This window comes from Modestobacter sp. SYSU DS0290 (assembly GCF_054050955.1).
Genome location: NZ_JBJHAI010000010.1, coordinates 34,975 through 48,113, shown reverse-complemented (window position 1 = coordinate 48,113; position 13,139 = coordinate 34,975). Strand labels below are relative to the sequence as shown.

General features: G+C 74.6%; 11 protein-coding genes. 6 read left to right on the top strand and 5 right to left on the bottom strand.

Annotated features, from left to right (window positions below; translation table 11 throughout):
• Nucleotides 1–76: 76 nt before the first annotated feature.
• Entirely contained in the window at nucleotides 77–2,149 is a 2,073-nt protein-coding gene (locus ACI795_RS10615) for a 3-hydroxyacyl-CoA dehydrogenase NAD-binding domain-containing protein (RefSeq protein WP_457075461.1), read from the bottom strand.
• Nucleotides 2,146–3,369, bottom strand: coding sequence for a thiolase family protein (locus ACI795_RS10610; protein WP_457075460.1), 1,224 nt, complete (start codon nucleotides 3,367–3,369; stop codon nucleotides 2,146–2,148). Before ACI795_RS10610 ends, ACI795_RS10615 begins: the two co-directional genes overlap by 4 nt.
• A 252-nt stretch (nucleotides 3,370–3,621) precedes the next feature.
• Here ACI795_RS10610 and ACI795_RS10605 point away from each other — a divergent pair, with 252 nt between their 5' ends.
• The 4 genes from ACI795_RS10605 to ACI795_RS10590 all read left to right on the top strand — a co-directional run bounded on the left by ACI795_RS10605 (nucleotide 3,622) and on the right by ACI795_RS10590 (nucleotide 7,822).
• Nucleotides 3,622–4,704, top strand: coding sequence for a sugar ABC transporter substrate-binding protein (locus tag ACI795_RS10605; RefSeq protein WP_457075459.1), 1,083 nt, complete (start codon nucleotides 3,622–3,624; stop codon nucleotides 4,702–4,704).
• A gap of 71 nt (nucleotides 4,705–4,775) precedes the next feature.
• Nucleotides 4,776–5,570 (top strand): ATP-binding cassette domain-containing protein, encoded by a 795-nt coding sequence (locus ACI795_RS10600; RefSeq protein ID WP_457075458.1) that lies wholly within the window; start codon nucleotides 4,776–4,778, stop codon nucleotides 5,568–5,570.
• Nucleotide 5,571: 1 nt separating this feature from the next.
• Nucleotides 5,572–6,858 (top strand): sugar ABC transporter permease, encoded by a 1,287-nt coding sequence (locus tag ACI795_RS10595; protein ID WP_457075457.1) that lies wholly within the window; start codon nucleotides 5,572–5,574, stop codon nucleotides 6,856–6,858.
• 133 nt (nucleotides 6,859–6,991) lie between these two features.
• The gene (locus ACI795_RS10590; RefSeq protein ID WP_457075456.1) at nucleotides 6,992–7,822 is read left to right on the top strand and encodes a hypothetical protein; all 831 of its coding nucleotides are present in this window, start codon (nucleotides 6,992–6,994) and stop codon (nucleotides 7,820–7,822) included.
• A 21-nt stretch (nucleotides 7,823–7,843) separates the two neighbouring features.
• Here the strand turns inward: ACI795_RS10590 and ACI795_RS10585 are convergent, their stop codons facing one another.
• The 3 genes from ACI795_RS10585 to ACI795_RS10575 form a co-directional block, all read right to left on the bottom strand.
• The gene (locus ACI795_RS10585) at nucleotides 7,844–9,040 is read right to left on the bottom strand and encodes an HRDC domain-containing protein (protein WP_457075553.1); all 1,197 of its coding nucleotides are present in this window, start codon (nucleotides 9,038–9,040) and stop codon (nucleotides 7,844–7,846) included.
• A gap of 50 nt (nucleotides 9,041–9,090) precedes the next feature.
• Entirely contained in the window at nucleotides 9,091–9,801 is a 711-nt protein-coding gene (locus ACI795_RS10580) for a LuxR C-terminal-related transcriptional regulator (protein WP_457075455.1), read from the bottom strand.
• Nucleotides 9,802–9,869: 68 nt separating this feature from the next.
• Complete coding sequence (locus ACI795_RS10575; protein ID WP_457075454.1) at nucleotides 9,870–10,496, bottom strand: DUF3000 domain-containing protein; 627 nt, start codon at nucleotides 10,494–10,496, stop codon at nucleotides 9,870–9,872.
• A gap of 138 nt (nucleotides 10,497–10,634) precedes the next feature.
• On the opposite strand from ACI795_RS10575, the gene hemE reads away from it, so the two are divergent.
• Together hemE and hemG are read left to right on the top strand one after the other, a co-directional pair.
• Nucleotides 10,635–11,681 (top strand): uroporphyrinogen decarboxylase, encoded by a 1,047-nt coding sequence (hemE, locus tag ACI795_RS10570; protein ID WP_457075453.1) that lies wholly within the window; start codon nucleotides 10,635–10,637, stop codon nucleotides 11,679–11,681.
• Nucleotides 11,678–13,066, top strand: coding sequence for a protoporphyrinogen oxidase (gene hemG, locus ACI795_RS10565; protein ID WP_457075452.1), 1,389 nt, complete (start codon nucleotides 11,678–11,680; stop codon nucleotides 13,064–13,066). The genes hemE and hemG overlap by 4 nt, the downstream gene beginning before the upstream one ends.
• Nucleotides 13,067–13,139 lie beyond the last annotated feature (73 nt).

The following is a 13,139-nucleotide window of genomic DNA, read 5'->3' as shown; positions in this document are numbered from 1 at the left end:
ACCGTGCGTGCTCCTGGCTCACCGTGGGGGCTGAGCCAGGAGCACGCACGATCAGGTCACCTGATCCCGGCGGGGATCAGGCGGGGAGGGACGCCACCCCGCGCGGCAGGAACCGGGCGCCGGTGACCGCCTCGGCGACCCCGGCCCGGTCCAGGTACGCGGAGATCCCGCCCAGCCAGAACGGCCAGCCGGCGCCGAGGATCATGCACAGGTCGATGTCCTGCACGGCCTGGACGACGCCCTCGTCGAGCATCAGACCGATCTCCTCGGCCAGCGCCCGCTCGGCCCGCTCCCGCAGCTGGTCCTCGGTCAGCGGGGAGTCGCCGGCGTCGATGCCGGCCAGGTCGGGGTCGATCACACCGGGCTCGGTGAACACCGACGCCTTGCCCAGCTCGACCATCCGCCGCAGCCCGGCGCCGACGCCGAACCGCTCCGGGAACGCCTCGTGCATCCGCTCGGCCACGTGCAGCGCCACCGGCGGGCCGACCAGCGTCAGCAGCTCGAACGGCGTCATCGGCAGGCCCAGCGGCTCCAGCGCGCGCTCCGCGACGGCGACCGGTGTGCCGGCGTCGACCGCCGCGGTGACCTCGCCGAGGAAGCGGGTGAGCAGCCGGTTCACCACGAACGCCGGGGCGTCGGCGACCAGCACGCACGACTTCTTCAGCGTCTTGCCCACGGCGAACGCGGTGGCCAGCGTGGCGTCGTCGGTGCGCTCGGCGCGAACGACCTCCAGCAGCGGCAGGACGGCGACGGGGTTGAAGAAGTGCAGCCCGACCACGCGCTCCGGGTGCCGCAGCCCTGCTGCCATCTCCGTCACCGACAGCGCGGACGTGTTCGTGGCCAGCACGCACTCCGCCGAGACGACCGCCTCGACCTCGGCGAACACCTGCTGCTTGACCGACAGCTCCTCGAACACGGCCTCGATCACCAGGTCGGCGTCGGCGAAGGCGGACTTGTCCAGCGACCCGGTGACCAGGCCGGTGAGCCGGTTCAGCGCATCGGGGGAGAGCCGCCCGCGCTCGGCCAGCTTCCGCAGCTCGCCGTGCACCCAGCCGACGCCCTTGTCGACCCGGGCCTGGTCGACGTCGGTGAGGACCACCGGCACCTCCAGCCGCCGGACGAACAGCAGCGCCAGCTGGGACGCCATCAGCCCGGCGCCGACGACGCCGACCTTGGTGACCTTCCGGGCCAGCTTCCGGTCCGGGGCACCGGCGGGACGCTTGGCCCGCTTGTTCACCAGGTCGAACGCGTACAGGCCGGCCCGCAGCTCGTCGCTCATCAGCAGGTCGGTGAGCGCGTCGTCCTCGGCGGCGGTGCCGGCGGTGAACCCGGCGTCGCCGGCCCGGGCCAGGTCGAGCAGCTCGACCGCGCGCAGCGCGCCGGGGGAGGCGTTGCGGGTCCGGGCCGCGACGACGCCGCGCGCGTGGGCGATCGCGCCGTCCCAGGCCGAGCGGTCGATCTCCGGACGGCGGACGGCGACGTCGCCGGTGATGACTCCGGCCGCCCACTCCAGCGACCGCTCCAGGAAGTCGGCCGGCTCGAACACCGCGTCGGCGATGCCCAGCCGGGCCGCCTTCGGCCCCGGGGTGACCTTGTTCTGCGCGAGCGCGTTCTCCACGATCACGGTGACCGCGGCGTCGATGCCGATCAGGTTCGGCAGCAACTGGGTGCCGCCCCAGCCGGGCACCAGCCCGAGGAACACCTCGGGGAAGGCGACGACGGCGGTCGAGGCGATCGTCCGGTGCTGGCAGTGCAGCGCCAGCTCCAGGCCACCACCCATCGCCGCGCCGTTGACGAACGCGAAGGTCGGGATCGGCGAGTCCTTCAGCCGGCGGAACACCCGGTGCCCGGTCTCGGCGATCTCCCGGGCCTGCGCGGGCGAGGTGATGCCCGGCACGCCGGAGAGGTCCGCGCCGACGGCGAAGACGAACGGCTTGCCGGTGACCGCGATCGCCGCCGGGGCGGGGGAGTGCGCGGCGATCTCGTCGAGCGCGGCGTCCAGCGAGGCGAGCCCGCCGGCGCCGAAGGTCGAGGGCCGGGTGTGGTCGTGCCCGTTGTCCAGGGTGATCAGCGCCAGCTCCCCGGCCAGGCCGGGAACGGCGAGGTACCGCACCAGTGACCGCGTGACGACCTCCGTGGGGGCGCTCATGCCCGTGCTCCGTTCCAGTTCGGGTTCTCCCAGATGACGCTGCCGCCCATGCCGATGCCGATGCACATGGCGGTGAGGCCGTAGCGGACGTCGGGCCGCTCGGCGAACTGCCGGGACAGCTGGGTCATCAGCCGCACCCCGGAGGAGGCCAGCGGGTGGCCCACGGCGATCGCGCCGCCCCAGGGGTTGACCCGCTCGTCGTCGTCGGCGATGCCGAAGTGGTCGAGGAACGCCAGCACCTGGACGGCGAAGGCCTCGTTGAGCTCGAACAGGCCGATGTCGTCGATGGTCAGCCCGGTGCGGGCCAGCGCCTTCTCCGTCGCGGGGACCGGGCCGACGCCCATCACCTCGGGCTCGACCCCGGCGAAGCCGAACCCGACCAGCCGCATGCCGACCTGCAGGCCCAGCTCCTGCGCCACCTCCTCGGCGGCGAGCAGGCAGCCGGTGGCGCCGTCGTTCAGCCCCGCCGCGTTGCCGGCGGTGACGTGCCCGTGCGGGCGGAACGGCGTCCGCAGCGTCGCCAGCCCCTCGAGCGTGGTGCCCGGCCGCGGCGGCTCGTCGACGGTGGCCAGCCCCCAGCCGTGCTCGGCGGAGCGGGTGGCCACCGGCACCAGCTCGGGGCCGATCCGGCCTTCGGCCACGGCCGCGGCGTACTTCTGCTGGCTGGCGACGGCGAACGCGTCGGCCCGCTCCTTGGTCAGGTGCGGGTACCGGTCGTGCAGGTTCTCCGCGGTCGAGCCCATCACCAGCGCGGAGCCGTCGACGATCTGCTCGCTGACGAACCGCGGGTTCGGGTCGACGCCCTCGCCCATCGGGTGGTGGCCCATGTGCTCGACCCCGCCGGCGATCGCGACGTCGTAGGCGCCGAAGGCGATGCCCGAGGCCGTGGTGGTCACCGCGGTCATGGCGCCGGCGCACATCCGGTCGATCGCGTAGCCGGGGACCGTCGCCGGCAGCCCGGCGAGCAGCGCGGCGGTGCGGCCGATGGTCAGTCCCTGGTCGCCGATCTGGGTGGTGGCGGCGATCGCCACCTCGTCGACCCGCTCGGCCGGCAGGGTCGGGTTGCGGCGCATGAGCTCGCGGATGCAGCGCACGACCAGGTCGTCGGCGCGCGTCTCGGCGTAGAGGCCCGTGGGGCCGGCCTTGCCGAACGGGGTGCGCACGCCGTCGACGAAGACGACCTCACGCAGCGGACGGGGCCGTTGCTGGGGGTGGGACACGCAGACCTCCGCGTCGAGTCCGGGCACCGGATCGGGTGGCGAACCGGCCGCGGAGCAAGTTACCGGCTGGTAACCGCGAGGGCGACCTCCACCCCCGGCGGGGTGAGGGGCCGGGTCAGTTCTTGATCACGGTCCCGCAACGGTCCTGCAGTGTGCTTGCCACCACATGTGATGGAGCGCACGATCCCCCACGGCACTTTCCGGTACCTCGACGAAAAGGCAGGAACCTTCATGGCGCGACGGCGCACCCTGATGACTGCTCTGGCAGCGTCCCTCGTGTTCCCCCTCGCCGCCTGCGGTGGCGGCGGCGACGACGGTGGCGGCACCAACGGTGGCGGCGACGGCGGCGCGCAGGCCGAGGGCAAGGTCGGCGTCATCCTCCCCGACACCGAGTCCTCGCCACGCTGGGAGTCCTTCGACCGCCCGCTGCTGGAGGCCGCCTTCGATGAGGCCGGCATCGAGGCCGACATCCAGAACGCGCAGGGCGACGCCCAGCAGATGCAGACCATCGCCAACCAGATGATCACCAGCGGGGTGACCGTGCTGGCGATCGTCAACCTGGACAACGCCTCGGGTGCCCAGATCCAGGACCAGGCCGCTCAGCAGGGCGTGGCGACGATCGACTACGACCGGCTCACCCTCGGTGGCTCGGCGGAGTACTACGTCTCCTTCGACAACACCGAGGTCGGCCGGCTGCAGGGCCAGGGGCTGGCCGACTGCCTGGGCGACGACCCGGCGAACATCGCCTTCCTCAACGGCTCGCCCGACGACAGCAACGCCACGCTGTTCGCCAACGGCGCGCACGAGGTGCTCGACCCGATGACCCAGTACACCCAGGTGGCCGAGCAGGCCGTGCCGGGCTGGGAGCCCGACGAGGCGCTGACGCGCTTCGAGCAGATGTACACCCAGCAGGGTGGCGACATCCAGGGCGTCCTGGCCGCCAACGACACGCTGGCCAACGCCGTCATCCAGGTGCTGGCGCGGAACAACCAGGCCGGGACCGTGCCGGTCACCGGGCAGGACGCCTCGGTCGAGGGCCTGCAGAACATCCTGGCCAACCGCCAGTGCATGACGGTCTACAAGCCGGCCGCGGAGGAGGCCAACGCGCTGGCCGAGCTGGCCATCGCGCTGATCAACGGCGAGGAGGACCCGTCCATCGTCAACGGCGAGTCCGAGGACCCCGAGGGCGACCGCACGGTGCCCTCGGTGCTGCTGGACCCGGTCTCCATCACCCGCGACAACGTCAGCCGGGTCGTCGAGGACGGCCAGGTCAGCGCTGAGGACCTGTGCACCGGCGAGTACGCCGCCGCCTGCACCGAGCTCGGCATCCAGTAAGCCCATCCGTCTCGGGGCGCTCTCCCTCCGGGGAGGGCGCCCCGCAGGCGTGTCGTCAGGAAGGACCCCCCATGTCCGATCCGCGCTCCGAGGACGGCACACCGATCCTCGAGCTCCGCGGTGTCAAGAAGAGCTTCGGCGCCAACCAGGTGCTGCACGGCGTCGACCTGAAGGTCTTCCCGGGGCAGGTCACCGCCCTCGTCGGCGACAACGGCGCCGGCAAGAGCACGTTGATCAAGTCCATCGCCGGCATCCACCCGATCGACAGCGGTGAGTTCTGGTTCGACGGGGAGCAGGTGCAGGTCACCGGGCCCCGGGACGCCGCGCACCTGGGCATCGAGGTCGTCTACCAGGACCTCGCGCTGGCCGACAACCTCGACGTCGTGCAGAACATGTTCCTCGGGCGCGAGCGGACCAAGGGGCCGGTGCTCGACGAGGCGTCGATGGAGCAGGCGGCGAAGGACACCCTGACCACCCTCTCGGTCCGCACCCTCAAGTCGGTCCGGCAGCTGGTGTCCAGCCTCTCCGGTGGCCAGCGGCAGACCGTGGCGATCGCCAAGGCCGTGCTGTGGGAGTCCAAGGTCGTCATCCTCGACGAGCCGACCGCGGCCCTCGGCGTCGCGCAGACCCGGCAGGTGCTCGACCTGGTGCGGCGGCTGGCCGACACCGGCCACGCCGTCCTGTTCATCACCCACAACATGGTCGACGTCTTCGAGGTCGCCGACCGCGTCGCCGCGCTCTACCTGGGCCGGATGGCGGCCGACGTCCCGATCTCCCAGGTCGACCGGACGCAGGTCATCGAGCTCATCACCTCGGGGCGGTCCGGCGACCTGGGCCTGGACCAGTCCGTCTTCGAGGGGGCCTGAGATGGCGAGCGAGACCATCCCCACCAGCGACGTCGAGCCCGGTGCGTCGGCGCCGTCCGGCTTCGAGGCCGACCGCACGCAGACCACCGTCGGCGGCGTCGTGCGCGGGTACGTCGACCGGCTCCGCGGCGGTGACCTCGGTGCGCTGCCGGCGGTGCTGGGCATCGTCGTGCTCACGCTGCTGTTCTTCGCGCTGCGGCCGGAGACGTTCCTCACCCCGTTGAACATCACCAACCTGCTCATCCAAGCCGCGCCGATCACGCTGCTGGCGATGGGGCTGGTCTGGGTGCTGCTGCTGGGGGACATCGACCTGTCCGCCGGTGTGGTCAGCGGGGTGGCGGCCGCCGTGCTCGCCCAGCTGCTGGCCGAGGTCGGGGTGCCCTGGTACGTCGCGGTGCTGGGGGCGCTGGTCACCGGCGCGGTGATCGGCATGTTCACCGGCACGCTGGTCGCGATGATCGGCATCCCGTCCTTCGTCGTGACGCTGGCGCTGTTCCTCGCCTTCCAGGGCGTCACGCTGCGCATCATCGGGCAGGGCGGCACCGTGCCGATCCGGGACGACGTGATCCGGGCGCTGACCAACAGCTACATCCCGGTGGGGATCGGCTGGCTGCTGGCCGCGGCGGTGATCGTGCTCTACGCGGCGCTCACGCTGAACCGCTGGCGGAGGCAGCGCAGCAAGGGGCTGGACAGCCAGCCGCTGGGCATCGTGCTGGCCCGGATCGCGCTGATCGCGGTCGTCGTCGTGGTGCTCACCTGGATCCTCAACGCCGACCGCGCGCTGTCGGCCGCGATCGACCTCCAGGGCATCCCGTACGCCATCCCGGTCGTGGTGATCCTGCTGCTGGCGCTGACCTTCCTGCTGGGCCGGACCACCTTCGGCCGGCACGTCTACGCGGTCGGCGGCAACAAGGAGGCCGCCCGCCGGGCGGGCATCAACGTGGTCCGGATCCGGATCATGGTGTTCGTGCTGTCGTCGTCCATGGCCGCGGTGAGCGGCCTGGTCGCGGCGGCCCGGCTGAGCTCGGTGACGCCGGGCTCCGGTGGCGGCAACACCCTGCTGTACGCGGTGGGTGCGGCGGTCATCGGCGGCACCAGCCTCTTCGGCGGCCGGGGCCGCGTCCGCGACGCGGTGCTCGGTGGCCTGGTGATCGCGATCATCGACAACGGCCTCGGGCTGCTCGGGGTGTCGGCGTACCTGAACTACATCATCACCGGCGGCGTGCTGCTGCTCGCCGCCTCCGTGGACGCCCTGGCCCGCCGCCGCGCGGCCGCCGGGCGAAGTTAGCGCGCCACCCCGTTCCGAGGGGCGGTCACCGGGCGCCCCGGTGGCCGCCCCTCGTCGTCGGGGTGCCGTCCCGGGACAGCCCCATCGGACGGGACCGTCCGCTAGGTTCGCGGTGCTGGGACAGGGAGTGGCGATGCGAGCCAGGGTGGTGCCGTGGCTGGCCCTGCTCGTCCCGCTGGTCAACGCCGCGCTCGCGGTCACCGGGGCGCTCCCGGTGCGCACCGCGGTCACCGTCGCCGTCGTCCTGGAACTCCTCCTGGCCGGGGTGTTCCTCGCCGAGGTGCGGCTGTTCCGCCGGGCGTACCGCCGGACCCGGCAGGCCGGGGAAACCCGGGGGACGGCGGTGCTGGCCGGCGCCGAGGCGGCGCTGCCGCGGCCGGTGTACTGGCTGGTCCGCTCGGAGCTCGGCGTCCTCCGCGCACTCGGGTGGGCGGTGCGCCGGCGCACCGTGGTCGAGCCGGGGGCGGAGGCGTTCCCCTACACCTCACGGATCGGGGTGATGCTCGGGACGGTCATCGGGCTCACCCCGGTGGAGATCGGCGTCGTCCACCTGCTGCTGCCCTGGCCCACCGTGCGCTGGGTGGTGTTCGCACTCGCGGTGTGGGGGATGGTCTGGCTGATCGGGTTCGCGCTGTCGCTGCGGCAGAACCCGCACACCCTGGGCGCCGAGGTGCTGACCCTGCGGTTCGGGCGGCTGCGGACGGTCCGGGTCCGGCTCGCCGACGTCGCCGAGGCCCGGGTCGCCGCCACCGACGGGGCGAAGCGGAACCTGGAGGTCGCCGCTGGGCTGGTCGCCCTGAGCGTCATGGGGGAGACCAGCGTCCGGCTGGCCCTGCGCCCCGGTGCGGCGGTCGACCTGGACGGGCAGGCCGTGCCGGCGGAGGCCGTCGCGCTCTTCGCCGACGACCCCCGCCGCCTCGTCCGCGAGCTGCGGACCAGGCCGGCCCACCCCGCGAGAGGCTGAGCCCGCCGTTCGACCGGGGACTCAGCCCTGGGCGATGGCCTCGGTGAGCAGGTCCCGGGTCAGCCCGACCTGCCACTCGCGGGCACCACCGGCGCGCAGCGCGGCGGCCACCGAGTCGGCGTCGGCCGGCGGCGGGGTCCACATCAGCCGCCGGACCAGGTCGGGGGAGAGGAGGTTCTCCACCGGCACCGACCACTGCTCGGAGACCTGCGCGAGCCCGGCCCGGGCGGCCTTGAGCCGGGCGGCGGCGGCCGGGTCGCGGTCGGCCCAGCGGTTCACCGGCGGCGGCCCCTCGCCGGGGCGGCTGTGCAGCGGCAGCTCGTTCTCCGGCAGCTCGCGCCCCCGGACCAGCGCCCCGAACCAGGTGCCCACCAGCTTGCGGTTGGCCCGGCCGCGGAAGACCGGCAGCTCCAGCAGCGCGCCCTCGCTCTTCGGGTCGGCCTGCACCGCGGAGACCATCGCGGCGTCCGGCAGCACCCGCCCGGGGGCGACGTCGCGGCGGCGGGCCAGGTCGTCGCGGGCCTGCCACAGCGACCGCAGCATGCCCAGCTGCCGCCGGCTGCGCAGCCCGTGCATGCCCGAGGTGCGCCGCCACGGGTCGGCCTTCGGCGCGGGCGGGCCGGCGGCGAGGATCGCCTCGAACTCCTGCCGGGCCCACTCGGTCTTGCCCTGGTCGGCGAGCAGGCGGGCGAGGGCGTCGCGCAGGTCGACCAGCACCTCGACGTCCAGCGCGGCGTAGACCAGCCAGTCCTCGGGCAGCGGCCGGGTGCTCCAGTCGGCCGCGGAGTGCCCCTTCTCCAGCCGGAACCCCAGCAGCGACTCGACCACGGCGCCCAGGCCGACGCGGGGCAGACCGGCCAGCCGCGCGGCGAGCTCGGTGTCGAACAGCCGGGCCGGGACCAGCCCGATCTCGGCCAGCGACGGGAGGTCCTGGCTGGCGGCGTGCAGCACCCACTCGGCGTCGGCGATCGCCGCCTGCAGCACCGAGAGGTCGGGCAGCGGAACCGGGTCGATCAGGCCGGTGCCGGCGCCCTCGCGGCGCAGTTGCACCAGGTAGGCGCGCTGGCCGTAGCGGTAGCCCGACGCCCGCTCGGCGTCGACGGCGACCGGCCCGGTGCCGGCCGCCAGTGCGTCGGCGTAGGCGACCAGCGCCGTCGAGGTCTCGACGACCGGGGGCAGCCCGTCGCGGGGAGCGAGCAGCGGGACCGCCTCGGGCAGCGTCTCCTCGGCGACGGGGTCGGCCGGGGGAGTGGACTGCGGATCGGTGCTCAGTTGATGACCCCCGAACGGATGCCGAGCGCCACCATGTGCGCCCGGTCGCCGGTGCCCAGCTTGCGCGCGATGCGCGCCAGGTGGCTCTTCACGGTCAATGCGGACAGGTCCACCTTCTCGCCGATCTCCTTGTTCGTGTGCCCGTCGGCCACCAGCCGCAGGATGTCCCGCTCGCGCGGGGACAGCTCGCCGACGGCCTCCTCGACGCCGCTCTGGGTCAGACCCTGCGCGAGGCTGCTGGCGATCCCCGGGTCGGCGTACACGTCGCCGGACAGCGCGGCGCGCAGCCCGTCGGTGAGCACGGCCAGCGGGCTGGTCTTCAGCACGTACCCCTGCACGCCGGCCAGGAAGGCCGTGCGCACCACCGCCGGGTCGGTGACGGCGGTCAGCACCACGGTCACCGGCCAGCCCTCGGTGCGCAGGGTGGGGAGCAGCTCCAGACCCCGCCCCGGGTCGCCGCCGCGGCCGGCGGTCTCCGGCCCGGTCTCGGGCAGGTCGACCTCCAGCACGCACAGTGCCCGCGGGCCGGAGACGTGCGCCCGCACCCGGGCCTCCTCCAGCGAGGCGGCCTCCTCGACCTCCCGGGCGCCCAGCGCACGCAGCCGCCCGGCCAGCGCCTCCCGCAGCAGCGGGGAGGGGTCGACGACGAGCGCGCCGGCGTGCGGACCGAAGAGGGCGCCGTCGGGCCATGTCCCGCCTGCCCTCATCGATCCTCCCGGCGTGTCCGATCACTCGGCGGCAGAACCGTTACGCCGAGTGGAGTACGCCGCAGAGTCTAGGCGCGGTCGTCGTCGGCCCGCCCGTTCGCACCGAGCAGGCGGATCCCCGGCGGCGGCAGTCCGGCCGCGTTGCCCAGCACCTCCAGCCAGGCGGTGAGGTGGCGGTCCAGGTCGGTGCCCTCCGCCGTCCACGAGGCGCGGATCTCCACCTCGACGGTGTGCTCGGGTGCGGCGATCGAGCCGAACCGGGTGGAGGCGGTGCGGGTGACGGTGCCACCGGCCGAGTGGTGACCGGCGCGGGCGTCGGCCAGCGCGTCGGTGAGCCAGCTCCAGGCGACCTCGGAGAACATCGCGTCGTCGACCAGGTGCTCGTCGGTGAGCGCCGAGACGAAGCCGACGCACCGGGTCGTGCCCGCCCAGGCCTCGTGGCCCTCGGGGTCGAACAGCACGATGAACCGGCCGCTGGCCAGGTCGTCGTCCTCGTCGTCGGGCGCCGCCACCCGGGCACCGATCGCGTGGGCGAACGGCGCGAGCCGCTGCGGCGCCGGGATGTGCTCCAGCTCCACCTCGGGGCGGGGGGCGACGGTGGCCAGGGCAGCGAGCGCGGCCACGAACTCCGGCGGGCGCGCCGGGGCCTCCTCGGGCTGGCGCCCCTGCTCCGCGCGCGTGCGCTGCTGAACCACGCCCGCAGGGTAGGTCGCGGACGACGGTCCGGGAGCGCCCGACGCGCGGCGCGACCCAGCCGTGACCTGCTGCGCAGGCCACCGAGCCACCGAGAGGCGGCGCAGCGGTCCCCGGCGCGTCTGGGAGGATCGGCAGCCGTGGGCATCCCAGCGGCACCGGCCGCCGACTCCGATCTGGTCCGGGCGGCGCGGGGGCTGCCGGTCTCGCGCACCCCGGTGTGGTTCATGCGCCAGGCGGGCCGCTCGCTGCCCGAGTACCGCGCGCTGCGGGCGGGCACCGCGATGCTGGCGGCCTGCCAGGACCCCGACCTGGTCACCGAGATCACCCTGCAGCCGGTGCGCCGGCACGGGGTCGACGCGGCGATCCTCTTCTCCGACATCGTGCTGCCGCTGGTCGTGGCCGGGGTGGACATCGAGATCAAGGCGGGTGTCGGGCCGGTCGTGGCGCAGCCGATCCGCAGCGTCGCCGACGTCGACGCCCTGCCGGCGCTGGAGCCCGAGCGCCTGGAGTTCCTCGCCACCGCGGTCCGCCGGCTGGTCGGCGAGCTCGGCAGCACCCCGCTGATCGGTTTCGCGGGCGCGCCGTTCACGCTGGCCACCTACCTGATCGAGGGCGGCCCCTCCAAGGAGCACGCCCGGACCAAGGCCTTCATGTACGCCGAGCCGGAGGCGTGGCAGCGGCTGCTGGAGCGGCTGGCGGTGAGCGCGGCCACCTTCCTGCGGGTGCAGGTCGACAACGGCGCCAGCGCGGTCCAGCTGTTCGACTCCTGGGCGGGGGTGCTCTCCGCCGCCGACTACGGCGCCCGGGTGCTGCCGCACTCGCGCGCGGTGTTCGACGGGCTGGGCGACCGGGACGTCCCCCGGACCCACTTCGGGGTGGGCACCGGGGAGCTGCTGCCGCTGATCGGCGACGCCGGCGCGGACATGGTCGGCGTCGACTGGCGGGTGCCGCTGGACGAGGCCGCCCGCCGGGTGGGCCCGGGCTACTCGCTGCAGGGCAACCTCGACCCCGCGGTGCTGCTGGCCGACCGGGAGACGCTGGAGCGTGAGGTGCGCCGGGTCGTCGACCAGGGGCGCGCCGCCCGCGGCCACGTCTTCAACCTCGGCCACGGCGTGCTCCCCGAGACCGACCCCGACGCGCTCACCCGGGTGGTCGAGCTCGTGCACGAGCTCACCGCACGGTGACCCCTCCCGCCCGCACCACCCCAGCGACCCTTCGCCTGGTCGTCGTCGGTGGCGGCCTCACCGGCCTCGCCGCGGCCTGGGAGTGGCGCCAGTCGCACCCGGACGACGAGATCGTGGTGCTCGAGGCCGACGCGCGGCTCGGCGGCAAGCTGGACCGGGTCGAGCTGGCCGGCCAGTGGTACGACACCGGGCCCGAGGCGATGCTCGCCCGGGTGCCGGAGGCGATCGAGCTGGTCCGGGCGCTCGGGCTGGGCGACCAGCTGGTCGAGCCGCAGACCACCCAGGCGTCCATCGTGCTGCCCGAGGGGCGTTTCGCGCTGCCCGCGGGCACCGTGCAGGGCGTGCCCACCTCCGCCGAGGGACTGGACGGCGTGCTGACCCCGGCCGGGGTCGCCCGGGTGGCCGCGGAGGCCGACCTGCCGCCGCTGCACCTCGACGGGGACGTCTCGGTCGGCCGGCTGCTGCGCGAACGGCTCGGCGACGAGGTCGTCGACCGGCTGGTCGAGCCGCTGCTCGGCGGCGTCTACGCCGGCCGGCCGGACGAGCTCTCGCTGGACGCCACGATGCCCGGCCTGGCCGCCCACCTCCGGCGGTCCACCTCCGTGCTGGGCGCGGCCACCGCCGCCCGGGAGGCCGGTGCGCGCAGCCGCGGCGACGTCGACGGCCCGGTCTTCATGACCGTGGCGCCCGGCATCGGCTCGCTCCCCGCCGCGCTCGTCGCGGCCAGCGGCGCCGACGTCCGGCTCGGCACCCGCGCCGAGCGGCTGCGGCGCACCGCCGGCGGGTTGGTCGTGGAGCTGGCCGGCGGGGAGGAGCTGATCGCCGACGCCGTCGTCCTGGCCACCCCGGCGGCACCCACGGCCGCGCTGCTCGCCGACGTCGCGCCCGACGCGGTGGAGCCGCTGCGCGGCATCCCGTACGCGTCGATGGCCGTGGTGGCGATGGCCTTCCCGGCCCAGGACGTCCCCGCCGGGTCCGGGCTGCTGGTGCCGCCGGTGACCGGGCGGCTGGTCAAGGGCGTCACCGTCTCCTCGGCGAAGTGGCCGCACCTCTCCGGCGGCGGGGTGCTGCGGGTGCGCTCCTCGGTGGGGCGGTTCGGGGACGACGCCGACCTGCACCGCGACGACGCCGAGCTGACCGCCGCGGTGGTGGCCGACGTCGCCGAGCTGCTGGGGCTGGCGCGGCCCGAGCCGGTCGACACCCACCTGGTGCGCTGGGTGGACGGGCTGCCGCAGTACCTGGTCGGGCACCCCGGGCGGGTCGCCGCGATCCGCTCGGCGGTCGCCGCCGTGCCCGGGCTCGCCGTCGCCGGCGCCGCCTACGAGGGCGTCGGGGTGCCGGCCTGCATCCGCGACGCCCGCCGCGCGGTCGCCGCGATCGCCTGAACCGCCGGAGGCCGGCTCCCCGTGGGGGGAACCGGCCTCCGGCGTCGTACCGGGTCGCTCGGACCCTGCTGCT